This window comes from Serinibacter salmoneus (genome assembly GCF_002563925.1).
GTDB lineage: Bacteria > Actinomycetota > Actinomycetes > Actinomycetales > Beutenbergiaceae > Serinibacter > Serinibacter salmoneus.
On record NZ_PDJD01000001.1, the window covers coordinates 679,666 to 703,219 of the forward strand.

At 69.2% G+C, this 23,554-nt stretch carries 23 protein-coding genes and 1 riboswitch; of the genes, 15 read left to right on the top strand and 8 right to left on the bottom strand.

The window, feature by feature from the left end; translation table 11 throughout:
• A complete protein-coding gene (gene mmsB, locus ATL40_RS02920; RefSeq protein ID WP_098468234.1) occupies positions 1–1,290 on the bottom strand; it encodes a multiple monosaccharide ABC transporter permease in 1,290 nt (429 codons plus the stop codon).
• 24 nt (positions 1,291–1,314) lie between these two features.
• On the bottom strand, positions 1,315–2,835 hold the full coding sequence (gene mmsA / locus ATL40_RS02925) for a multiple monosaccharide ABC transporter ATP-binding protein (RefSeq protein WP_098470235.1): 1,521 nt from the start codon (positions 2,833–2,835) through the stop codon (positions 1,315–1,317).
• 316 nt (positions 2,836–3,151) lie between these two features.
• Here mmsA and ATL40_RS02930 point away from each other — a divergent pair, with 316 nt between their 5' ends.
• On the top strand, positions 3,152–4,321 hold the full coding sequence (locus ATL40_RS02930; protein ID WP_098468235.1) for an ROK family transcriptional regulator: 1,170 nt from the start codon (positions 3,152–3,154) through the stop codon (positions 4,319–4,321).
• Positions 4,318–5,073, top strand: a complete 756-nt coding sequence (locus ATL40_RS02935; protein WP_098468236.1) for an ATP-binding cassette domain-containing protein — start codon at positions 4,318–4,320, stop codon at positions 5,071–5,073. The genes ATL40_RS02930 and ATL40_RS02935 overlap by 4 nt, the downstream gene beginning before the upstream one ends.
• Positions 5,074–5,132: 59 nt before the next feature.
• Here ATL40_RS02935 and purU read toward each other — a convergent pair whose 3' ends face one another.
• Complete coding sequence (gene purU / locus ATL40_RS02940; protein WP_098468237.1) at positions 5,133–5,984, bottom strand: formyltetrahydrofolate deformylase; 852 nt, start codon at positions 5,982–5,984, stop codon at positions 5,133–5,135.
• Between the two features lie 50 nt (positions 5,985–6,034).
• Here purU and ATL40_RS02945 point away from each other — a divergent pair, with 50 nt between their 5' ends.
• The 11 genes from ATL40_RS02945 (at position 6,035) to ATL40_RS02995 (ending at position 15,459) form a co-directional block, all read left to right on the top strand.
• Positions 6,035–6,556 (top strand): GNAT family N-acetyltransferase, encoded by a 522-nt coding sequence (locus ATL40_RS02945; RefSeq protein WP_098468238.1) that lies wholly within the window; start codon positions 6,035–6,037, stop codon positions 6,554–6,556.
• Positions 6,557–6,588: 32 nt separating this feature from the next.
• Positions 6,589–6,686: riboswitch (ZMP/ZTP riboswitch) on the top strand.
• Between the two features lie 50 nt (positions 6,687–6,736).
• Positions 6,737–8,020: a serine hydroxymethyltransferase gene (glyA, locus tag ATL40_RS02950; RefSeq protein WP_098468239.1), complete on the top strand. Its 1,284-nt coding sequence runs from the start codon at positions 6,737–6,739 to the stop codon at positions 8,018–8,020.
• Positions 8,017–8,907, top strand: coding sequence for a bifunctional 5,10-methylenetetrahydrofolate dehydrogenase/5,10-methenyltetrahydrofolate cyclohydrolase (locus ATL40_RS02955; protein ID WP_245866632.1), 891 nt, complete (start codon positions 8,017–8,019; stop codon positions 8,905–8,907). The genes glyA and ATL40_RS02955 overlap by 4 nt, the downstream gene beginning before the upstream one ends.
• A gap of 185 nt (positions 8,908–9,092) precedes the next feature.
• Complete coding sequence (locus ATL40_RS02960) at positions 9,093–9,920, top strand: exodeoxyribonuclease III (protein ID WP_098468241.1); 828 nt, start codon at positions 9,093–9,095, stop codon at positions 9,918–9,920.
• Between the two features lie 355 nt (positions 9,921–10,275).
• On the top strand, positions 10,276–10,920 hold the full coding sequence (locus tag ATL40_RS02965; protein ID WP_098468242.1) for an alternate-type signal peptide domain-containing protein: 645 nt from the start codon (positions 10,276–10,278) through the stop codon (positions 10,918–10,920).
• 478 nt (positions 10,921–11,398) lie between these two features.
• Entirely contained in the window at positions 11,399–11,968 is a 570-nt protein-coding gene (locus tag ATL40_RS15160) for a DUF7507 domain-containing protein (RefSeq protein WP_211283050.1), read from the top strand.
• A 37-nt stretch (positions 11,969–12,005) separates the two neighbouring features.
• Positions 12,006–12,656: an alternate-type signal peptide domain-containing protein gene (locus ATL40_RS02975; protein ID WP_143556841.1), complete on the top strand. Its 651-nt coding sequence runs from the start codon at positions 12,006–12,008 to the stop codon at positions 12,654–12,656.
• Positions 12,657–12,729: 73 nt separating this feature from the next.
• The gene (locus tag ATL40_RS02980) at positions 12,730–13,416 is read left to right on the top strand and encodes a signal peptidase I (protein ID WP_098468244.1); all 687 of its coding nucleotides are present in this window, start codon (positions 12,730–12,732) and stop codon (positions 13,414–13,416) included.
• Complete coding sequence (locus ATL40_RS02985) at positions 13,413–13,994, top strand: hypothetical protein (protein WP_098468245.1); 582 nt, start codon at positions 13,413–13,415, stop codon at positions 13,992–13,994. Before ATL40_RS02980 ends, ATL40_RS02985 begins: the two co-directional genes overlap by 4 nt.
• Entirely contained in the window at positions 13,991–14,713 is a 723-nt protein-coding gene (locus ATL40_RS02990; protein WP_098468246.1) for a hypothetical protein, read from the top strand. Before ATL40_RS02985 ends, ATL40_RS02990 begins: the two co-directional genes overlap by 4 nt.
• Before the next feature lie 2 nt (positions 14,714–14,715).
• Positions 14,716–15,459, top strand: a complete 744-nt coding sequence (locus ATL40_RS02995; protein WP_143556842.1) for a hypothetical protein — start codon at positions 14,716–14,718, stop codon at positions 15,457–15,459.
• 49 nt (positions 15,460–15,508) lie between these two features.
• On the opposite strand, the gene ATL40_RS03000 is transcribed toward ATL40_RS02995, so the two are convergent.
• From ATL40_RS03000 to galK, 5 genes are all read right to left on the bottom strand, one after another.
• The gene (locus tag ATL40_RS03000) at positions 15,509–16,732 is read right to left on the bottom strand and encodes an ABC transporter permease (RefSeq protein WP_098468248.1); all 1,224 of its coding nucleotides are present in this window, start codon (positions 16,730–16,732) and stop codon (positions 15,509–15,511) included.
• Entirely contained in the window at positions 16,729–17,385 is a 657-nt protein-coding gene (locus ATL40_RS03005; RefSeq protein ID WP_098470236.1) for an ABC transporter ATP-binding protein, read from the bottom strand. Before ATL40_RS03005 ends, ATL40_RS03000 begins: the two co-directional genes overlap by 4 nt.
• An 80-nt stretch (positions 17,386–17,465) precedes the next feature.
• Positions 17,466–19,244 carry an efflux RND transporter periplasmic adaptor subunit gene (locus tag ATL40_RS03010; protein ID WP_098468249.1) on the bottom strand — a complete coding sequence of 593 codons (1,779 nt, stop codon included), beginning with the start codon at positions 19,242–19,244 and terminating at the stop codon, positions 17,466–17,468.
• Positions 19,241–20,302, bottom strand: a complete 1,062-nt coding sequence (locus ATL40_RS03015) for a hypothetical protein (RefSeq protein WP_098468250.1) — start codon at positions 20,300–20,302, stop codon at positions 19,241–19,243. The genes ATL40_RS03010 and ATL40_RS03015 overlap by 4 nt, the downstream gene beginning before the upstream one ends.
• Positions 20,303–20,466: 164 nt before the next feature.
• Positions 20,467–21,756, bottom strand: a complete 1,290-nt coding sequence (gene galK, locus ATL40_RS03020) for a galactokinase (protein ID WP_098468251.1) — start codon at positions 21,754–21,756, stop codon at positions 20,467–20,469.
• A 190-nt stretch (positions 21,757–21,946) separates the two neighbouring features.
• Here galK and trpS point away from each other — a divergent pair, with 190 nt between their 5' ends.
• On the top strand, positions 21,947–22,963 hold the full coding sequence (trpS, locus tag ATL40_RS03025) for a tryptophan--tRNA ligase (protein WP_098468252.1): 1,017 nt from the start codon (positions 21,947–21,949) through the stop codon (positions 22,961–22,963).
• Positions 22,960–23,517: a 2'-5' RNA ligase family protein gene (locus ATL40_RS03030; RefSeq protein ID WP_245866634.1), complete on the top strand. Its 558-nt coding sequence runs from the start codon at positions 22,960–22,962 to the stop codon at positions 23,515–23,517. Before trpS ends, ATL40_RS03030 begins: the two co-directional genes overlap by 4 nt.
• The last annotated feature ends 37 nt before the right edge of the window (positions 23,518–23,554 follow it).

Consider the following 23,554-nt stretch of genomic DNA (forward strand, 5'->3'; position numbering starts at 1 on the left):
TCAGTTGGTGGGTGGCACCGGACCCGACCGCGGAACCTCCGACGCCTCAGGCGCCGGTTCGTCCACGGACGATTCAAGACGGGTCTTCCTCCGGTGGAAGAGGAGGCCGGTGATCGAGGGCTTGCCTTGGGTCTTGTTGTAGACGTCGAACGCGACGGCGAGGAGCAGCACGAGCCCCTTGATGATCTGGGTCATGTCCGAGCCGACGCCCATGAGCTGAAGTCCGTTGTTCAGCGTGGCCATCACGAGACCACCGATGATCGATCCGGTGACCGTGCCGATTCCCCCCGAGACCGCCGCGCCGCCGATGAACACGGCAGCAATCGCATCGAGTTCCCAGTTGGTTCCATCGAACGGTCCGGAGGCCGTCGAGCGCCCGATGAACACCATGCCGGCGAGCGCGGCCAGGACCGACATGTTCATCATGACGAAGAAGTAGGTGCGGCGCGTGCTGACCCCGGAGAGCGCGGCGGCGGCCTTGTTCCCGCCGACGGCGTACACGTGGCGCCCGATCGTCGTGCGCTGCGTGAGGATGTGGTACCCGATCACGAGGACCACGAGGAGGAGCCCGGGAACCGGGAAGGACGTACCGGGGCGTCCTGTGCCGTACAGGTAGGTCAGATACGCGATCACTGCGACAATGATGGCGACCCTCACGATGGACACGGTGGCCGGCACGTCGTGCGAGCCCAATTCCTTCGCCCGCCGGTAGCGCTTGACCTCGCGGTTGACAACCCACGCGATCGCAAGGAGTCCGAGCAGGGCGGTCGAGTTGTTCATCCCGGTCCAGCTGGGCCCCCATTCCGGGAGGTAGCCACCTCCGAGGAACTGAAGTTCCTCGGGCACCGGAATCGAGTTCGACTTACCAATGTACTGATTGAGCCCGCGGAACAGCATCATCCCGGCGAGTGTCGTGATGAAACCGGGGATTCCGACCCACGCGACCCACCAGCCCTGCCAGGCCCCGATGACGCCGCCGACGAGGAGCCCGAGGAGGATCCCGGCCCACCATGGTATTCCCCAGTCCCTGATGGCGAGGGCGACGATGATCCCGGTGACTGCGGCAACGGAACCGACCGAGAGGTCGATGTGACCCACGACGATCACCATGACCATGCCGATGGCAAGGATCAACACGTAGGAGTTGCCGTTGAGCAGGTTCATCATGTTGCTCGGCGTCAGGACCTTCCCCCCAGTCATGAACTGGAAAAAGAGGATCAGCGCGACGAGGGCGAAGAGCATGCCGAATTGGCGAGTGTCTCCACCGAGTAGTTGCTTGAATGACTTCATCGTCTTCCCTTGTGCCTGTGTGTGCTAGGCCGCTGGCCGGTCGGTTGTCGTGGTCATGAGTCGCATGATCGACTCCTGATCGGCGTCTGCTCGATCGACGACGCCGGTGATTCGCCCTTCGCATACCGTGTAGATCCGGTCGCACAGGCCCAGGAGTTCCGGGAGCTCGGAGGAGATCATCACGACTCCCCGTCCCGCGTCGGCCAGAGTCTGGATCAGGCCGTAGATCTCGAACTTCGCCCCGACGTCGATCCCGCGTGTGGGCTCGTCGAGGATGAGCAGTTGTGGGTCGGTGAACAACCACTTCGCGAGGACCACCTTCTGTTGGTTCCCACCGGAGAGCTTGCTCACCACCTCTCGCACCGTCGGTGTCTTCACGCGCATGGAGCGGCGATATGACTCCGCCTCGCGGTACTCCTTCTCCTCGTCGATCAGGGTGTACCGCGACACTTTGTCCAGCGCGGCGGACACGACCGTGTCCTTGATGGTGTCCAGAAGGTTCAACCCGAGGGTCTTGCGGTCTTCGGGCACGTATGCGAGGCCCTGGGAGATGGCCTGCTTAACGCTCGTCAGTTCAACGGGCCGACCCTCGATCAGAATGTCACCGGAGACGTACCTCCCGTAGGTTCGGCCGAAGATCGAGCGCGCAAGCTCGGTGCGTCCGGCGCCCATGAGTCCAGCGAAGCCCACGATCTCTCCGCGGCGGACGAAGAATGAGGACCGATCGCACGCGAGCCTGTCCTCAACGACGGGGTCGAGCACGGTCCAATCGCGCACTTCGAAGAACGGCTCGCCGATGTCCGGTGTGTGCTCGGGGTATCGCGCCTCCAGCGAGCGGCCGACCATGCCGCGGATGATGCGATCCTCATCAAGGGGGGCGTCTGTGACCTCGAGGGTCTCCACGGTCCTGCCGTCTCGGATGATGGTGACGGCGTCGGACACCTCCGAGATCTCGTTGAGCTTGTGCGAGATCATCAAGCAGGTGAGCCCGCGTGAGCGCAGATCCCGCATGAGATCGAGCAGGTTGGCCGAGTCCTCTTCGTTCAGCGCAGACGTTGGTTCGTCGAGAATCAGGATGCGCACGTTCTTCGACAACGCGCGTGCGATCTCGATGAGTTGCTGCTGACCCACGCCGAGATTCTTGATCGGGGTGTCGGGATCGGCGTTCAGGCCGACCTTGGCCATGAGCTCCAGGGTGCGGCGCCGTTGCTCATCCCAGTCGATGAGACCGCCGGAGACGACCTCGTTCCCCAGGAAGATGTTCTCGGTGACGCTCAGCTCCGGGATGAGGGCGAGCTCTTGGTGGATGATCACGACGCCGGCGTGTTCGGAGGCCTTGAGGTCCTTGAATTCCACGGGTGCGCCGTCGAGCACGATCTCGCCCTCGTACGTGCCGTGCGGGTAGACGCCGGAGAGGACCTTCATCAGGGTGGACTTGCCGGCGCCGTTCTCGCCGCAGATGGCGTGGATCGTTCCGCCGCGGACCGGCATGGAGACGTTGTCCAGGGCCTTGACCCCGGGGAATTCCTTGGTGATGTGTCGCATCTCCAGGATGGTGTTCGACGTTGCCACGTCAACTCCCAACGCGTCTTCGAGTGTGGGTTGCCTGTGGCGTGGACCACAGCAGGCACCACGCTAGGGTCACTCGCCGTTGGCGTCAACTTCTGAAGACAACCGTGATCAGTTCGTTATGGAAGCCGAAGGGAAGCCGGAGCGCGGTTCGGCTCAGGTGAGTCCCGGGGGCGGGCCACGCGCAGCCCGGGGCCGGGCAACCGGGTGCGCACGGACACCGCGGCTCGAGTGCCGCGCCGCGTTCGGGCTGCGAACCCAACGACTCCCAGTGACCGGCTATGCTGCCGCAATGGCGAGCCGTGGAACCCCATCCGGGTCCCAGACGTCGCTGCGCGAAGCCAATGCCGCTCGCGTGTTGCACGCAGTACAGCAGCACGGTGGCATCACGCAGGTCGAACTCGCTGAGACGACCGGGCTGTCACCAGCCACGGTCTCCTCGATCGTCAAGCAGTTGCTCGTCGAGGGCTCCGTGGAGACTCGCACCACCATCCGCAGCGGCCGGCGCGCCACGCTGGTGACGCTGACCAGGCGTACCGGGCTCGTGGTCGGATTGCATCTCGCGGTCCGCTCGCTGCGGGTGCTGATCGCGGACGTCGGGTACGAGGTGGTAGCAGAGAGAGTCCTGCCACTTCCTCACGACCACCGGGCGGACACGACCTTGGATCGCGCCGCGCTGCTGACCGTTGATCTTCTCGAGGAGGTCGGAGCCGGGATCGACGAGGTGATCGGCGTAGGCGTGGCGATCTCGGCGCCGGTGGATCCGGGGTCCGGTGTCGTGGCGTCTCGTGGATTGATGCGAGGGTGGGAAGACGTCGCCGTGGCGGACGTGCTCGCCGCACGTCTCGCGCGGCCCGTGGTGGCGGACAACGACGCGAATCTGGCGGCGTTGGGTGAGAGCCGATTCGGTGGCGCGCGTGGTGCGACCGACCTGATATTCGTCCGTGCGTCCTTCGGCGTCGGGGTGGGCATCGTCTCGGGTGGTGTGCTCCTGCGGGGACCCGGCGGGCTCGCGGGTGAGATCGGGCACGTGCTGGTCGACCCGCAGGGGTCGATCTGCCCCTGCGGATCCCGAGGGTGCCTGCACACGGTGGTGGGGTCGGATGCGGTCCTCGATTCCCTGAGGGTGAGCCACGGGCCGCTCACACTGCGCGACGTGCTGTCGCTGGCCCAGCAGGGCGATCCAGGGTGCCGACAGGTGCTGGAGGACGCGGGTGCAGCGATCGGTGCCGTGGTGGCCAACGCCGCGGTCGTCCTCAATCCCTCGCTGATCGTCGTGGGCGGAGAGGTGGGATCTGCGGGTGACAGCGTCGTGACCGGCGTGCGCGACGCTCTCGCTCGCCGGGTCCTTCTCAATACTGACGGACCGGTGTCGGTTATACGCTCGGAGTTGGGACCCCGAGCCGAGGCGCTGGGTGCCATGGCACATGTTCTCGATCGCGAAGGCGCGGTGACGGTATGAGGGAGGGCCCCGTGCTGCTTGAACTGACGCGAGTGAGCAAGCGCTTCGGCGCAGTCGAGGCCGTGGTCGACGTCGATCTCGTGGTGAACCGCCATGAGGTGGTCGCGCTGGTCGGCGACAATGCGGCGGGGAAATCGACCCTGGCGCGAATGATTGCCGGCGCGATCTCTCCCGACACCGGGACGATGTCGATGAACGGCTCGAGGGTGTCGTTCAGTTCACCGTCTCACGCCTTCAACGCCGGCGTCGCTGCCGTCTTCCAGGAGCTCGCCCTTGCGGAGAACCTGGACGTCACGGCCAACATCTTCCTCGGTCGAGAGCTTCGGGACGGGCCGCTGCTCGCCGAGGAGAAGATGGAACGGCTCGCGCACCAGTACTTGCAGACTCTCAATGCTCGTAGTATCTCGCCGAGAATGCGGCTGGCGCATCTGTCCGCCGGTCAGCGCCAGAGTGTGGCAATCGCGCGCACTCTGGTGGGGAACCCGCAGCTGGTCGTGTTGGACGAGCCGACGGCCTCGCTGTCCGTGGCTCAGACCGCGGAGGTTCTCAACCACATCTCGGGGCTACGTGACCTGGGGCTCGGTGTGATTCTCATCAGCCACAATCTCACCGATGTGCGAGCGATCGCCGATCGGGTGGAGGTTCTGCGACACGGGCGGAACAATGGATCCTTCGATGCGACCCGGACAAGTTACGAGAGCGTGATTGCCGCCATGACGGGCGCAACGCGGGTCTCTCGCCACCGGCCCTGACGCGCAACCCCGCGCCCGCCGCAGCCCTCAGTGGAAGAGGTCCTCAGCGGAAGCAGCCCTCAGTGGAAGACGACCGTGCGCCGCCCGTCCAGGAGGATGCGGTGCTCGGCGTGCCACCCCACGGCCCGCGCCAGCACGCGCCGCTCCACGTCCTCACCCATCGCCTGCAACTGGGCCACGGGGTCGTCGTGCTCCACGCGCGCCACGTCCTGCTCGATGATCGGGCCCTCGTCCAGGTCCGCCGTCGCGTAGTGCGCGGTCGCCCCGATGAGTTTCACGCCCCGGGCGTGCGCCTGCGCGTACGGGCGCGCGCCCTTGAAGGAGGGCAGGAAGGAGTGATGGATGTTGATGATCCGCCCGGCCAGGTCGCGGCAGAGCTCATCCGAGAGGATCTGCATGTACCGCGCCAGCACCACTAGCTCGGTGCCGGTGCTCTCCACGATCCGCCGCAGTTCCGCCTCGGCGGACTCCTTCGACTCCGCCGAACCGCCGACCACGGGCACGTGGTGGAAGGGCAGACCGTAGAAGTCGGCGATCGGTCGCAGCGTCTCGTGGTTGGAGACCACGGCGGTGATCTCGACCGGCAACTGCCCCGAGCGCTGCCGGTAGGCGAGGTCGTGCAGGCAGTGCGCGGCGGTGGAGACCATGAGCACGGTGCGCATCCGGCGGCCCACCTCGTCCAGGTTCCAGGTCATCGCGAACTGCTGCCCGACGGCGCCGATCGCCTCCGCGATCAGCTCACGGTCCGCCTCGCACGCCACCTGCACCCGCATGAAGAACAGGCCCGTCTCGGGGTCCCCGAACTGCTGGGACTCGGTGATGTTGCCCTCCAGACCGGCCAGCGCGCCGGCGACGGCGGCGACGATCCCGGGGCGGTCGGGGCAGGAGAGAGTCAGAACCCATGTCGTCACCCGCCGAAGGCTACCCGCAACCCTCCGGCAGGATCTGCCATGATCAAGGCATGAGCGAGGAGCACGTACTGCGGATCGACGTGGTGGGGGCCGCCGATGCCGGTGAGCTGCTCACGGTGCGTCGTGCGGCCTTTGTGACCGAGGCGCAGCGATACAACGACCCGAACATCCCGCCCCTGACTCAGACGATGGAGGAGCTCCTGGCGGACCTGGCGCGCCCCGATGTGGTGACGCTCGCCGGCTGGCAGGGCCATCGCATGGTCGGCTCCCTGCGAGTCGAACTCGAGGGTGACAAGGCCACCCTGGGGCGCTTCGCCGTCGTGCCGGATCTGCAGCGCCACGGCGTGGGCACGCAACTGCTGCTCGCGGTGCTGCAGTACCTCCCGGAGCACACCGAGGAGGTGTGGGTGTTCACTGGGAAGGACTCCAAGCAGAACCTCAGCCTGTACGCCCAAGCGGGGTTCGAGCACGAGCACGACGAGCACACCGGGCAGCTCACCTACGCCTACCTGCGCAAGATCCTGGGCGACGTGCCCGAGGAGGAGGGCGACGCCGTCGGGCAGCAGGGCTGAGGTCGCCAGGGTTTCGACGAAGCCAGTAGGCTGGACGGCGTCGTGACTGGCGCCGGGTGGATCACCACCGGGGAGCGACGACGTCCCGCGAGGGGCGCAGGCCATGAGGTCGCCCGCCTGGGCCTCTCCGGTCACCGAGCAGGATGCCCCTGCTCGGTACCCGCGAGTGAAGGAGCACCCATGAGCGAGTACGCCGCCAACGCCCCCCTGGCCGAGTTGGACCCGGAGATCGCCGCGGTCCTGGAGGCCGAGCTCGGCCGTCAGCGCGAGACGCTGGAGATGATCGCGAGCGAGAACTTCGTGCCGCGGGCCGTGCTGCAGGCGCAGGGGAGCGTGCTGACCAACAAGTACGCCGAGGGCTATCCCGGTCGGCGCTACTACGGCGGCTGCGAGCACGTGGACGTGGCGGAGAACCTCGCCCGCGATCGCGCCAAGGCGCTCTTCGGCGCCGGGTACGCCAACGTCCAGCCGCACTCCGGGGCGACGGCGAACGCGGCTGTGCTGCACGCCCTCGCCACTCCCGGGGATGCCATCCTCGGGCTCTCGCTCGCCCACGGTGGCCACCTCACCCACGGCATGAAGCTGAACTTCTCCGGGAAGCTGTACGACGTGCACGCCTACGGCGTGGACGAGCAGACCCACCGGATCGACTACGACGCGCTGCGCAAGCAGGCCCTCGAGGTGCGCCCGAAGGTGATCATCGCGGGCTGGTCGGCCTACCCGCGGCACCTGGACTTCGAGGCGTTCCGCTCGATCGCGGACGAGTCCGGCGCGCTGCTGTGGACGGACATGGCGCACTTCGCCGGGCTGGTGGCCGCGGGCGTGCACCCCTCGCCCGTGCCCTACTCCGACGTGGTCTCCTCCACGGTGCACAAGACCCTCGGCGGCCCGCGCTCCGGCCTGATCCTGGCCAAGGACTTCGAGCCGTGGGGCAAGAAGCTGAACTCCGCGGTCTTCCCCGGCCAGCAGGGCGGCCCGCTGATGCACGTGATCGCCGCGAAGGCGGTGGCGTTCAAGGTGGCGGCCTCGGAGGACTTCAAGGCGCGCGCCGAGCGCACCCTGGAGGGCGCCCGGATCATCGCGGAGCGGCTCTCGGCCGCGGACGTCGCCGGCGCCGGGGTCTCGGTGCTGACGGGCGGCACGGATGTGCACCTGACGCTGGTGGACCTGCGCAACTCCCCGCTGGACGGGCAGCAGGCCGAGGACCTGCTGCACTCCGCGGGCATCACCGTGAACCGCAATGCGGTGCCGTTCGACCCGCGCCCGCCGATGGTGACCTCCGGCCTGCGGATCGGCACCCCGGCGCTGGCCTCCCGCGGCTTCGGCGCGGCGGAGTTCACCGAGGTGGCCGACATCATCGCCCGCGCGCTCATCGACGGCACCGGCGCCGATGTGGAGGCGCTGCACGCCCGGGTGGATGCGCTCACCGCGCAGTTCCCGCTCTACCCGGGGCTGTCCCAGTGAGCGCGGGCTCCGTGGCACAGGTGGGCGGGTCGACGGCGCGGATGCTGCCGGGCGGACCCGTCGCCGAGGCGGTGCTCGCCGACCTGGCGCCCCGGATCGCGGCGCTCACCGCGGCCGGTCATCAGCCGGGCCTGGGCACGATCCTGGTGGGGGAGGACTCCGCCAGCGCCGGGTACATCCGGATGAAGCAGGCCAAGGCCGCCGAGCTCGGGTTCACCTCCCCGCACATCCACCTGCCGCAGGACGCCACCCAGGCGGACGTCGAGGCGGCCGTGCGGGAGATGAACGAGGCCGACGACGTGGACTCCGTGCTCATCCAGCACCCCACCCCGCCGCAGATCGACTTCGACGCGGCGCTGCTCGCCCTGGACCCGGACAAGGATGTGGACGGCCTGCACCCGGTGAACATGGGCCGCCTGGCCCTGGGGATGCCCGGCCCGGTGCCGTGCACCCCGGCGGGGATCGAGGCGCTGCTGGCGTACTACGAGATCCCCGTCTCGGGGCGGGAGGTCTGCATCCTGGGCCGCGGCACCACGCTGGGCCGGCCGCTCGCGCTGCTGTTGTCCCAGAAGCGCCCGACGGCGAACGCGGCCGTGACCGTGGTGCACACCGGGGTGCCGGACTGGCCGGAGTACACCCGGCGGGCCGAGATCGTCATCGCCGCCGCGGGCGTGCCGGGGATCCTGCAGCCGGAGCACCTGACGCCGGGCGTGACGGTGGTGGGCGGGGGAGTGCGCTACGCCGGCCGCAAGCTCCTGCCGGATGTGGCCGAGGCGTGCGAGCAGGTGGCGGGCGCCATCACGCCGCGCATCGGCGGGGTGGGTCCCACCACGATCGCCCTGCTCTTCCGCAACGCCGTGGAGGCCGCGGAGCGCCGCGCCGCCTGAGCAACTCCTGACCAGCCCGGACCTGCAGAACCGCCTCGCGGAGGCAGCAGAACCGCCTCGCGGTTGGCTGCCCCTTCGCGAGGTGGTTCTGCAGGTACGGCGAGGTGGTTCTGCAGGTACGGCGAGGTGGTTCTGCAGGCACGGGGCTTTCGCGGGATGTCGGTGCCAGATGGCACAGTGGTCGCGTGCTGACGATCGCCACTTTCAATGTCAACGGTATCCGTGCGGCCGTGCGCCGCGGCCTGCCCGCCTGGATCGAGCAGACCGCGCCGGACGTGATGCTGCTGCAGGAGGTGCGCGCGAACGAGAAGGTGCTGCGTGACCTCCTGCCCGGCTGGGAGATCGTGGATGTGGAGGCCGCGGCCAAGGGGCGCTCCGGCGTCGCCATCGCCTCCCGGGTGCCGTTCGCGGGCGTGCGCACCCGGCTGCCGCTGCCCGACGGCGCCGCCGAACCCGACACGGACACCGGCCGGTGGGTCGAGGCCGATCTGGCGCTCGCGGACGGTCGCTTGCTCACGGTGGCCTCGGCGTATCTGCACTCCGGGACCGCTGGGACCCCGAGCATGGACGAGAAGTACGCGCACATGAATCGCGTCTCCGCGCGCCTGGAGCACCTCGCGGCCCAGGATCTCGCGCTCGTGGCGGGGGACATCAACGTCTGTCACCGCGAACTCGACCTGAAGAACTGGAAGGGCAACCGCAAGGCCGCCGGCTTCCTGCCCGAAGAACGCGCCTACCTGGACCGTTGGTACGGGGCGACGGCGGAGGGTGGCCTCGGCCTGGTGGACCTGGCCCGGTCCGTGGCCGGGGAGGTGGAGGGCCCCTACACCTGGTGGTCCTGGCGCGGGAAAGCCTTCGACAACGACTCCGGTTGGCGCATCGATGTGCAGATGACGACGCCGCAGCTCGCCCAGGCGGCCACCGACTGCTGGGTGGGCCGCGCCCCGAGCTACGCCGAGCGGATCAGCGACCACGCCCCCGTGCTCGCCCGGTACGATCTCACCCTCGACTGACCTAGCGGGGCCGGAGCCATACACTTTCTCCGCACGGGATTGGTGCACCACCTCATTCTCGGCGCCGCGAGTTGCCGGCCCCAAATTCCACGACACCTGCTCCTGGCGTGCCTCATCGTTTCTAACGGTGCCAAGGGATCTGGTGCGGAAGTTCTCTCCCGAGTTGCGACGCTTCTGGGGCTGAGGCAACATAGCCACACTCTTCGCGTTTCTACAGTGCAGTGGAGGCTCGCGCTGAGGTGAGGGATTGTCCCCCGCTTTCCCTCGACACGTCATGCCGTAGCCACTGGCCCCGGTGGCGTCTACCCCCTGATCTGACACCGCGGTGGTGGCAGGAAGTACGTAGGAGATTCACATGTCAAAGAAGACGACTGGCATCATTGCGGGCGCCGCGGGTGCGGCTCTGCTGCTCGCTGGTGGGACGTTCGCGCTCTGGGAGGGCGAGGCGTTTGTGTCCAACGACGACCTGGTTGCCGGGAACCTCGAGATCGAGTTCGCGGACAACACCTGGTGGGATGTGTCGGATGACCGCACGGACGACCCGCACCAGATCATGCTGGAGAGTTTCCGTATCATCCCGGGCGATGACATCCGTGGCATCGCAGAGTTCAAGGCTGCCCTCGAGGGCGACAACATGGTCGCCGGTCTGAACTACGTGCTCTCGGGCTTCGAGCCGCCGTTCTTCTCCAAGGTCGATGGTCTGACCACACTGATCAGCTTCGAGTACTTCGACGGTACAGACTGGGTGTTGCTCGACGACAACGTGGCCGGCCTCGGGGCTGGCCCGTTCTACTTCGCCTCGGAGGACAACTCGAACAACATGAACGTCACGCTGCCGACCCTGCCCACGGAGCTCCCCGCCGACCCGAATGTCCGCCTGGTCATCGACATCAAGGCTGACGACTCGGGCGTCTTCACCGGTGTCGCTCACGTCGCTGACTACGAGGTCTCGCTCACGCAGACTCGCGACGCCGGTGTGGGTGGCGGCTACATCCCCTGATCCCTCAACAGGCCCGCAGGCTTCGGCCGACGAGCACGTAATGGCGTGCAGTCTTGCTGGAGGGAATCCTGACACTGCGCTCTCACAAGCGCTCCAAATGCGCTCGGAGTGCCAGGTCTTACGTCAACAGTGCGAAGTGCTGGCCAGGTGTGCAACCGAAGGGGCGAGAAAAAGTCCCACGAGTTGTGTTCGGCTCCGGTCTGATGCACTCTAGTGGGAGTTCTCGCGACCGACAGTGAAGTCGGGGCCTGTGAACAGACTCGGCAGTGATGCTGTCACCGTCCCTTGAGGAGTCAATGATATGGGCGCGTGTGGGGAAAGTACCCCGCTTGCGGCAGGAAAGTGGCGTCCGGCGCCGCTTTCTGCCCTCGCGGGTGCGATTCTTCTGGTCCTGGGCGTGGCGTCTGGTGCAGGTGCCAGTGTGGATACGGATGGCACTTCCGCACTCGTACCGCAGGTTGACCCCGAGTCGGCCCCTGTGCCCGAGGTGCCGTCGGAGTCGGAGCCTGTCCCGGAGCCGGAGCCGGAGCCGGAGCCTGTCCCGGAGCCCGAGCCCGTCCCGGAGCCGGAGCCTGTCCCGGAGCCCGAGCCCGAGCCCGTCCCGGAGCCGGAGCCGGAGCCTGTCCCGGAGCCGGAGCCGGAGCCCGTCCCGGAGCCGGAGCCGGAGCCTGTCCCGGAGCCGGAGCCGGAGCCGGAGCCCGAGCCGGAGCCAGAGCCAGAGCCAGAGCCGGCTCCCGCTCGCAACTCGGAAGGCGCCTCGTCGCTTGCACTCGAGACCCGCATGTGGGAGCTCGGCGAGGTCCCGGCCACGGGAGATGCGCTGCCCGATGCCCCTGAATTGGCTACGGACAGTGTGGTGCCTGCCGGCACCCCCGTCGTCTGGAGTTACACGGTCACCAATACCGGGCAGACCGCCGTGACCGACGTGATCATCACCGATGACCACGCCCCGAGCGGCACCGTCTGTGAGCTCGAGGAGCTCGCAGCCGGCGCCTCGATCACCTGCTTCCGGGGCACCGGCCCCGGTGGCATCCACCCCCTGATCTGACACCGCAGTGGTGGCAGGACGTATGAAGGAGATTCACATGTCAAAGAAGACGACTGGCATCATTGCGGGCGCCGCGGGTGCGGCTCTGCTGCTCGCTGGTGGGACGTTCGCGCTCTGGGAGGGCGAGGCGTTTGTGTCCAACGACGACCTGGTTGCCGGGAACCTCGAGATCGAGTTCGCGGACAACACCTGGTGGGATGTGTCGGATGACCGCACGGACGACCCGCACCAGATCATGCTGGAGAGTTTCCGTATCATCCCGGGCGATGACATCCGTGGCATCGCAGAGTTCAAGGCTGCCCTCGAGGGCGACAACATGGTCGCCGCTCTGGCGTACGCAGTCGAGGGCTACGCGGTAGGCGACCCCACGCCCACCCCGATCGACGGTCTGAAGCTGCGCTTCGACTTCGAGTACTTCGACGGCACCGACTGGGTGTTGCTCGACGACAACGGGTTCGGCCTCGCGGCTGGCCCGTTCTACTTCGCCTCGGAGGACAACTCGAACAACACTAACGTCACGCTGCCGACCCTGCCCACGGAGCTCCCCACTGACCCGAACATCCGCGTCACCCTGGACATCGAGGCGGAGGACTCGGGTGAGTTCACCACGGAGCTGCAGTTGGACCAGTTGAAGATCACCCTGACTCAGACCCGCGACGCCGGCGTGGGTGGCGGCTACATCCCCTGACCGGTCAACCCACTGACCGGTCAACCAGCCGGGCGAGAACCGTCACGCACACCCAAGAAGAAGGGAGCTCTCGATGAACGCACCACAGCCCGATGTCGTGCCGCCATCGGGAGCCGCTCCCACGGACTCCAGCCGGCCCATGGCGGAACACACCCCGGCACAGGTGCGGGCGCGCCGCAGCACAGCGCGGCGCGTCCTCACCATCGTCACGACAACCCTTGCGACCGCCCTGCTGATCCTGGCAGTGGCGGTCGCCGTGGTACCGCGGGTGATGGGCGGCGCCGCGCTCACGGTGCTCTCCGGATCCATGGAACCCGCGATCTCCGTGGGAGACATGGTGGTGAGTGTGCCGCAGGAACGCTACGAGCTCGATGACGTGGTCACATTCCAGCCTGTCTCGGGCGACCCCACTCTGGTGACCCATCGGGTGGTCGGGGTCACCATCGGCCCTGGGGGCCCGTCGTACCTGACTCGCGGCGACGCCAATGGCGCAGACGACGATCCGATCGTGCAGGAGCAGGTGATGGGGAAGGTCATCTACACGATCCCCTACGTCGGCTACCTCTCCCAGGCCGTGGGGGAGCACCGCTCCACCGTGGTGACCGTGATCGCCGTGGCGCTGCTCGGCTACGGCGCCGTGGCGCTGCTCGTGCCCGCTCGCTACCTCTCTCGCCGATCTCAACCCACCTCTGATTCAGCTCGACGTCCCTCGCGCTCCACCCCTCGCGTGACACGTCACCGCAAAGGACCTGACGCATGACCGATCACGATGCCGTGGCGGCCCCCCGACGGCGCAACTGGGCTCTGCCAGCGGCGCTGGCCGGCGCCCTGCTCCTCGGGCTCTCCACGGGTGGTACCTACGCCACGTTGTGGCAGCGGGAGGCCGCCGTCTCCAACACCCACCTGCAGGCGGGCGCCCTGGGCGTCGTCGCCACCGGCACCCCGGTGTGGCGCGACGGCCTCGGCGTGATCGACCCGGCCACCTACCCGGTGCGCCCCGGCGACACGCTGACGGTGGAGCAGGCCTACCAGATCACGCGAGAGGGGACCAACCTCAACGTGGAACCGACACTCACCCTCGGTGAACCCCTCCCCGCCGGGGTCACAGCCACCTACACCCTCTCCGTCGACGCCGGCGCCCCCACCGAGCCCACCGCGGTCGGTTCGCCGAGCGACATCCTGTCCTCGGGAATCGGCGCAGACGTGCTGCCGGTCACCGCGGTGGTCACCCTGACCATCGGTGGCACCGCTGCCGCCGGCGGAAGCGCGGCCGTGGAGATCCCGGAGATCGCGCTGGAAGTCCAGCAGGTGCGTGCGGGAGCGGGGTACACCTCATGACCCGCCGCAGCACGGCAACCGCGGTGACCGCCGCGACGTTCGCGGTCGGGACCATCGTGGGCCTGGGTGGCACCACGTTCGCGCTCTGGAGCGACCGCGCGGTCGCCCCCGGAGCGACCTTCACCTGGGCGCAGGAGAGCTTTGCGGCAGGCATCGCAGGGGAGTCGCTCACCTTCGCGCCGAGCGACGCCGACCCGAGGACACGTTCGGTCCCGCAGCCGGGAGGGGAGGTCACAGTCACCCTGGACGGCCCAAGCCTGGCGAACGACGTGCTCGACCACGGCGCGGCCGTGCGCGTGCTGCAGACCTCCTCGCTCAGCGAGGGCAGCATGGGCTTGCGCTACACGGCATTCCTGGGCGAGATCGAACCGGACTCGGTGCTCGGTCAAGCGCAGGTAAGCCTCTTCGCCACCGAGGGCCCGGACCAGTGCCACACGGAGACGCCTGTACCCTCCCCGAATCCCCTCACCTCCACCCCGGTGTCACCTGCCCCGGGTGACCGCGCCCCGGTTGTGGAGTATTGGTGCCTGCAGGCCGTGGCGGAGCGACCGCAGGAGCAGACGCAGACCGGCAGCCCCGGCGTGCTCGCGACCGATGAGACGGGCAACCCGGTTGAGGTGACTGCGGACCCGTGGAATCTGGATGTGGTGGCTTCGCCCCACGATCAGGGAGACGCCGTGGTCACCTTCTCCTACACGACCTTCCGATCGGGGACCTGACGATGGCAGACCGCACCCACGCTCCAAGCGGACCCACACGGCGCGCCCGAGTGCGGCGCGCCGGGGCTGTCCTCGCCGTTGCACTCCTGCACGGCGCAGGGGTTCCGGCCGTTGCCACCACCTACCAGGATGCCATCGAACTCGGATTCGACCCCGGTTCCCTCGCCCCCAGTACGAGCGAGAACTATTTCGGCCTCCCGGTGGTCGTGCCTGGTGACTCAGCCAGCCGGACCTTGACCGTGCGCAACGCCGGTCCCGGCGACGGCACGCTCACTGTCTGGCTCGTGGACACTCACATCACGGAGCCCGGCAACCCGTTCTACTCCGACCTGATGCTGGAGTGGGACGGCGGCGAGGCCAGCTTCGAGGTGCTCGCCGCAGGCGATCGGGAAATCATGAGCGTGCCGTTGCCGCAGGGTGCGACCAGACAGGTTCCGTTGGCCTACGACTTTCCCTCGGCAGCGACGTCGGGCAACCAGGCGGACAACGATCACGAGTTACGCGCCGGCACGACTGTCTACCTCGAGTTGACGGGGGCTACCCCCACGACCGGGCCGACCCCCACGACCGGGCCGACAGCGGGGCCAGGCGGTGGTGCCACCACGGCGCCGCCTGGAGCAGCGGGGGGTGGCGGTCTGCCCACCACGGGCGCGGACCTCGCATGGACCGCGGGCCTGGCGCTGGCGCTCCTGGCCGGGGGCGGTGCGCTGCTCTGGTCACGAGCACGGCGCGGCGACACCCAGTAGCACCGAGCGCTCGCGGGCTGAGCCGCCCACCACCGGCCTCGCCGAGGCGCTACAGCCCACCACGCAGCGCCGCGACCGGTTCCAGCGACGCCGCCTTCAGCGCGGGGTAGGCGCCGGCGACCAGCCCGATCACGCCGCCGAGCAGGGCGGCGCCGAGCGCGAGCGGCAGGTCGATGATCGGCGTCCATGCCTGCGCGGCGCTGACCGCGACCACCACACCCACGCCGAGCGCGGCCCCGATGATCCCTCCCAAGAGCCCGACCACCACCGACTCGATGATGAACTGGGCCGCCACCTGCCCACGTGTGGCACCGAGCGCCCGCCGCAGCCCGATCTCCCCCACGCGCTCCATCACCGAGAGCAGCGTCACGTTCGCGATGCCCAGTCCGCCGACGATCAGCGCCACCGCGCCCAACGCGAGGAAGATGACGTTGATGTCGCCGCGCACGTCCCGCTGCAGTTCCCCGCCGGCCGGCGGCGCCTGCACGTCGATGTTCTCGGGGGAGTTCGGCGCGAGCGCGATCGGCACCTGCTCGGACACCACGTCCCCGGCGCCCACCGCGATCCGCATCTGCACCTCACCCGGAGCAGCCAGGGCGAAGTCCACCCGGGCCGTGCCCATCGGCATGATGACGGCGTCCAGGAGGTCACGCCGTCGCACCGCATCGCCGAGGATCCCGATCACCGTGTAGGAGTCCTCGCCGATGAAGATCGAGGGTTGGGAGTCCACCCGGTACACCCCGAGCCGCTCCGCGGCACCCGGCCCGAGCACCACCACGCGGTCGCCGCGCGACTCGTGGCCCGCGTCGAACATCCGCCCCGTCGCGACCTCGGCGCGAATCGCCGCCAACAGACCGGGGGAGGCCGCGGAGACGGTGGGGGTCACGGTGCGCGAGGCGGTCGGGTCCGCGATCGGCACCGCGGAGATCCGCGCATCACCGACCGGCACGTCCGCCACCAGCGCCGCCGCCTCGATGCCGTTCAGGCGCATGACCCGCTCGTGCGCGTCCCACGGCAACGCGGTGCGCGCTCGTGTCTCACCCGAGATCGTGTTGACGGTGCCCGCCTGTGCCACGGCCTGGGTGGCGGCGACGGCGTCGAACTGCCGCGCGATCTGGCCCGCCCCGGTCTGGGCCATTCCGAGCGTGACCACCACGGCCGCGATCCCCAGGACGGTGCCCAGGATCGTCAGCACGAGACGTCCCGGCCGTGCCCCGATGCCGTGAGAGGCCTCCACGAACAGGTCCTGCAGGCCGGCGAGCCGCCCGCTCACCGCAGCACCTCCAGCCGGCCGTCGGTGATGCGCACCTGGCGCTGCGCACGCGCCGCCACCTGCGGGTCGTGCGTGATCACGGCGAGGGTCAGTCCGTCACCGTGCAACTCGTCGAACAGGTCCAACACCTCACCGGAGGTCGTGGAATCCAGGTTCCCCGTCGGCTCGTCGGCGAGCAACAACGCAGGTGACGTCGCGACGGCGCGCGCCACCGCCACCCGTTGACGCTCACCACCGGAGAGCGTGGTGGGGCGAAAGCCCAGGCGGTTGGCCAGGTGCACCCGTTCCAGGGCGGCGATCGCCCGCCCGGCCCGCTCGGCGCGCGGAATGCCGGCGTACATCGTGGCGAGCATCACGTTCTCCAGCACCGTGCGGTGCGGCAGGAGGTGGAACGCCTGGAACACGAACCCGATCCGACCCGCGCGCAGCGCGGTGCGGCGGCGCTCGCTGACCTCGTGGCTGGGTTCGCCGTCCAGGAAGTACTCCCCGGCGCTCGGCCGGTCCAGCAGCCCGAGCAGGTTCAGCAGCGTCGACTTACCCGACCCCGAGGGTCCCACGATGGAGAGGTAGTCCCCGGGCTCCACGAGCAGGTCGGTGGGATGCAGCGCGACGACGCTCGGCGGGCCGGGGAAGGTGCGCGTCACCCCGCGCATCTCGATCACGGGCGGGTCGAGGACGATGACGTCCTCGGCCTGTGCACCCACCTCGGCCTGCTGGCGCGCGGGCGTGGCGCTCACCGGCCGCTCCCGTCGGCGTCCTGCACGCCGTCGTCCTCCTGCGATGAGTCGCCGTCGTCACCGGACCCGCCCACGCCGACCACCACGAGGTCGCCCTCCTGCAGTGGTGAGACGCTGGAGGCGACCTCCACGTACCCGTCCGCCGCCAGGCCCGTGGTGACCTCCACGAGTTCGGGGGCCTGCGCGCCGTCGCGCATCACCTCGATCCGGCTCTCCCCACCGGGGCCGGCCGTGAGCGCCGCGACCGGCACCGTCAGCACCTCACCGGCGGTGGAGGAGACCGGGATGGTGACGCGCACGTTCGAGCCCGCCAACTGGCTGCGCTGATCCTCGGTGAGGTCGTCGGGATGGAGCACCACCGTCGGCCCCGTGGGCACCGATGACCCGCCGCCGAATCCGTCGTCGAACTCCTCGAACCCGTCTCCCGAGTCCGAGCCCGAACCCGACTCCTGCGGCAGGATGCCCGAACCGTCCCGGCTGAGCTGGACCACGGTGGCGGGCAGTTCCAGGTCGCCGGTGCTGAGCGTGGCGGTGGCGCCCTCCTGGATGAGGTCGAAGTCGGACTCCGAGACGCTCGCGACGATCTGCAGCGTCACCCCGGACACGCGCAGCACCTCACCGGAGACGGCCGAGCCGCGGGAGACCGCGACCTCGTCCACCCGCCGCGGCAGATCAGCGAGGTAGGCGACCTCGCCGGCGGGAAGCGGGGTGAGGACCCCGAGGCGGGCCTCCTCCAGTGCGGAGCGTGCCTCGGCCAGCGCCGTCGCGGCGGCGTCGCGCATCTCCTGCTGCGCGGAGACGTCGGGTGCGGCCAGCGCCTCGTCCCGCGCCGCGACGGCGATCCGCACCGCGTCCTCCAGGTCCGCCACCCGGGGGCAGGACCGCTCCAGGGTGAGGGTCTGGCCGGTCTCCGGGTCGGTGCTCTGCTCGGCGGGCGCAGCCCAGCAGGCGCGGGCCTCGTCGAGATCGCGTTGCGCGGAGTTCACGGCGCCCTGCAACGAGAGCCGTTCGGAGTCCGCCGGGCCCGACTGCGCCTGGCGCAGGTCGCTCTCCGCTGCGGCAAGGGACTGCTCCGCAGCCGTGACCGATTCCTGGGCCATCGCGAGTTCGTCACGCGCTGCCTCGTCCGCCTCCGGCGCGGGGTACCCGGCGCGGGTGAACAACTCCGCCACGGCGGCAGCCGTCGCGGCGTCGTAGGTGCCGGAGTTCCCGGCGTCCAGGTCGAGGGAGCCCAGGGCCTCCTGCAGCTGTGTCACGTCGGGGCCGGAGACCCCGGCACGCAGGCTGCGGTAGACGGGCAGTTCGCCGGGTAACGCGATGACCGGGCGACCGGTGACCTCCAGCAGCACGCTCCCGGGCTCCACGGTGTCCCCGACCTGCGGCACGGCGCCCGTGACGACGGCCGGTCCGCCGAGGTCGGCCGTCTCCACCGTCACCGAGACCGCACCGTCGTAGAGTGCGTCACCGCGCACCACCACGTCGCTGGAGAGTTCCTGCCGCTCCACGGCGATCGTGATCGGTCCGGCCTCGGGCGGCGCGCTCTCCGCCGCGATCTGAGCGGGGGACTTCACCAACCGTCCCGCGAGCAACCCGAGGGCGAGGCAGAGGACGGCGATGATCGCCATCACCCAGACCGTCCGGTTCGAACGGCCCGCTCGGGCCACGAGGGCGCTCCCGCCGCCGGTAGCGGGCGTGCCCACGGTGCCCGGCGTGACGTGGGTGAGGTCGTGGTGCTCCTGGGGTACGGGATCCTCGCGCCGGCGGCGCCGGATCACTCCGACTCGCTCTCGAACTGCTCCGCGGCGGCGATGAACTCCTCGAACAGGGCCCGGTTCTCCTCGAGGTAGGCCTCCTCGTGCTCGAACTGGATCGCGAGGAAACCGGAGTCGTAGTCGACCTCGGAGCGGCAGGTGTAGTCATCCACCGCCGTTGCGATCTCCTGCGCCTTCGCCTCGGCCAGGACGTCGTCGGTGGGTTCGACGTACTCGTCCTGAGAGCCCCAGATGGTCTCGGTCAGGTCGTAGATGCTCTGCTCGGCATCAGCAGGCGTGCGGAAGTCGTAGCCCGCCTCCGCCATGCATTCCGCCCACGTCGCGTCGAGCTCTCCCATCTTCGGGTCCGCGGCCGCGTCCTCGTACAACGTGGACATGCCCTCGAAGAGCTCCTGGAAGCGGGGATCCTCGGTGAGGCCCGCCAACTCCATGCCCGGCAGGTCCTGCTCGGTCTCGTGCTGGGCCCACCCCGAGCACCCGTAGTCCTCCCAGTTCCACTCGAAGTCCTCCAGGTCGGCATCCGGATCGGACTCCATGTCCTGCGGGGCGCCGTACAGGGCCTCGGACCACGCGACGTACTCGCTCTCGGACATGGACTCGATGATCTCGGCGTTGGGATCGGTCCACTCCTCGGCGCCGTCCTCCTCGATGGTCTCGTCGTAGGAGTCCTCCCAGGTGAAGGTGCCGTACCCGTACTGCTCCGCGAACTCCAGAGTGCCCCACTCCGGGGTGTCCTCATCGGAGAGCACCGTGGTGGAGGAACTGCCGAGATCTGTCGGGATGTACTCGAAGCCCTGTTCCGCCATGCACTCGGCCGTCAGTTCCTCCGCGCGCACCGTGGAGGCGTCGTACAGGGCCTGCCATTCCGCGTCGGACATGTCCGCGGTGCCGGTCAGGGCCTCGATCGAGGCGAACTCCTGAGAGATCGGCGAGTCCTCCCACGTGAGGTCGCCGCCGCTGCCGTCGTCGGTGCTGTTGTTGCACGCGGCGAGCGTGGCCGTCAGAGCGATTCCCGCGGCGAGCGAGATGAATTTGCGGGTCGCGTGAGGCGTGGTGTCCATGCCAGTCTCCTTCGAGGCACAGGTACTGCGTGATGAGGCCTCGGGAGGAATGGTGTCCCGTTGAGAGGTCCCTGGGGAGAGTTTGCCTCATGCGGCCGCGTTTCGGGGTCATCCTTTTGGGTAGTTCTGAGCAGCCCGGGGCGCACGTGCCCGCGGTGGGGCGGTCAGGAGGTCGTGGACGCCGGAACGGTGACCGCGCCGGCCGGGCCCGCGGCCCGGGAGACCAGGAACGCCGGGGCGCCGAAGCCGGCCTGAGCGAAGGCCTCGTGGACCGCGGCGGCAACCTGCGCCGTCGTCCCCTCCGGGACCAGGGCGATCGCCGATCCGCCGAAGCCGCCCCCGGTCATCCGGGCGCCCACGGCGCCGGCGGCCCGCGCCGCGGCCACGGCGGTGTCCAGCTCGCCCACCGTGACCTCGTAGTCCAGGCGCAGCGACTCGTGCGAGGCATCCATCAGGGCGCCGAACGCCGGCCAGTCACCGGCGCGCATCAGCGACCACGCCTCGCGGGTGCGGGCGATCTCGGTGAGCACGTGACGCACCCGATGGCGTTCGGTCTCCTCCGTCAGCGCCGTCAGCGCCGTCAGCGCCGTCAGCGCCGTCATGGCCTCGGCCACGGCCAGGTCGGTCTGATTCGCGTCGTAGCGGTCCAGCCAGTGCCGCAACGTGGGCACGCCCAGGCGCGCTGCCGCGGCATCGCAGGTGGCGCGGCGTGAGGCGTACTGCCCATCGTTCAGGGAGTGCGGCGCGCGGGTGTCGATCACCAGCAGCTCGTAGCCGACCGGCGCGAACGGCTCCAGGTGCACGGAATTGTCCAGGCAGTCCAGGGCGAGCGCGAACCCCTCGGCCGAGCGCAGCGACGCCGCCTGGTCCATCCCGCCGGTGGCGGCACCCGCGACCTCGTTCTCCGCGCGGATGCAGGCCTCCACGAGCTGCCGACGCCCCTCGTCGGAGGAGATCAGCCCCAACCCGGCAACCTGGTCCAGGGCCACGGCCACCGCGGCCTCGATCGCGGCGGAGGAGGACAGGCCGGCGCCGAACGGCACACAGGAGGTGACCGCGGCGTCGAAGCCCGGCACGTCGAGACCCGCCTCGCGCAGGGCCCACGCGACCCCCGCCACGTACGTTCCCCACCCGTGCGCGCCGTCCTCGATCAGGGTGTCCAGGTCCGCTTCCCACGCCTGGTCGGTCTGGCCCGAGACGAGCCGGACCCGGGAGTCCGTGCGCGGCCGCAGCGCCACGAACGTGCGGTGCTCGAGCGCGATCGGCAGGCACAGTCCGCCGTTGTAGTCGGTGTGCTCGCCGATGAGGTTCACCCGGCCGGGCGCCGCCCACACGCCCGATGGTGCGCTCACGCCGCCCACGCCGTCGCCCAGTTCGGGGAAGGAGGAGGTGAACAGCGCGGTCACGCGCGCGGCGCCGTCGCTGGGGGTCCAGGCCTGAAGCCAGGTCGTCATCACGTGTCCTTCGGTGGCGGGTGATCATGACGGGAGGGCGACCAGAGCGGGGCGCCCTCATGAATCTTGCCACTCGTGCGCGTGACGCGGGCGCGACCAAAGGCCGGGGCTCGCGATGGACCCACCTGTGGCGGCGCCACCATGGCCGCTCGCGTGTGAACGCACCCGAAGAACCTGCCAGGATGGAGCAATGACCGACAGCCAGCCCCGCGTCTTCTCGGCCATGCAGCCGACGGCGGACTCCCTCCACCTCGGCAACTATCTCGGCGCGCTGCGCCAGTGGGTGGCCCTGCAAGAGGACTACGACGCGATCTACGCGGTGGTCGATCTGCACGCACTCACGGTGGCACCCGACCCGGAGGCGCTGCGCCGCCGCTCCCGCATCACGGCGGCTCAGTACCTCGCTGCGGGGGTGGACCCCGAGCGCTCCATGCTCTTCCTGCAGTCGCACGTGCCGGAGCACGCCGAACTCGCCTGGGTCCTGGGCTGCCTGACCGGGTTCGGTGAGGCCTCCCGGATGACCCAGTTCAAGGACAAGTCCGCCAAGCAGGGTGCCGAGGGCACCACGGTGGGCCTGTTCACCTATCCGGTGCTGATGGCGGCCGACATCCTGCTCTACGACGCTCAGCTCGTGCCGGTGGGGGAGGACCAGCGTCAGCACCTGGAGCTCTCCCGCAACCTGGCGCAGCGACTGAACTCCCGCTTCGGTGACATCGTGACGGTGCCGGAGCCGTACATCGTCAAGGACACCGCGAAGATCCAGGACCTGGCGGAGCCGACCGCGAAGATGAGCAAGTCGGGCAACCCCAGCGGCCTGATCGAATTGATGGACACCGACAAGGTGATCGCGAAGCGCATCAAGTCCGCCGTCACCGACGCCGAGACGGAGATCCGGTACGACCGGGAGAACAAGCCGGGCGTCTCCAACCTGCTGGCGATCCACTCGGCGATCTCCGGCACCTCGATCGCGGAGTTGGAGGCGGAGTTCTCCGACAAGATGTACGGCCACCTGAAGGTGGCCGTCGCCGAGGTGGTGCTCGACGCCGTGGCACCCATTCGGGAGCGGGTCACCGACCTGATGGCCCACCCGGGTGAGCTGGACGAGATCCTGGCGGAGGGCGCGCGCAGGGCGCGGGTCATTGCCGGGGAGACGCTCGCGCGGGTGTACGACGCGGTCGGGCTGATCCCTGCGGGTGGCGCCCGTTGACGAATCCCACCCTCTCCTTCCCGTCCCTGTTCGCCAGGGGGACGAGCATCGGCGTGGCCATCGAGGTGCCGGCGCAGTATCGCGAGAGCCTGCGCGCGATGCGATTGCGTGCCGAGGGGGAGGCCGCGGCGGAGATCATCCCGCCGCACATCACGTTGGTGCCGCCCACCCAGTTGCCGACCTGGGACCTCACGCCGGTGCTGGTCCATCTGGATCAGGCGGCCCGCCGGGTGGCGCCGTTCACGGTGGAGCTGCGGGGTGCGGGGACGTTCCGCCCCGTCACCGAGGTCGTGTTCGCAGCCCTGAGCCAGGGTGAGGCGGAGTGCGTTGAACTGCAGCGGCTCGCGCAGTCGGGTCCGCTCAGCGCCGAGCTGGCCTACCCGTACCACCCGCACGTGACCGTGGCGCAGAACGTCTCGGCGCAGGCCCTGGACCGCGCGGAAGATGAGCTGGCAGGGTTCCGCGCGCGGTTCAGGGTGGGTACGTTCGTGTTGTACGAGCTCGGACCGGATGAGGTCTGGCACACGATCCGGACGTTCACCCTGGGGGGATAGGCAGTGCCGAGCTGGCTGACGCGGGCTATCGACCGTG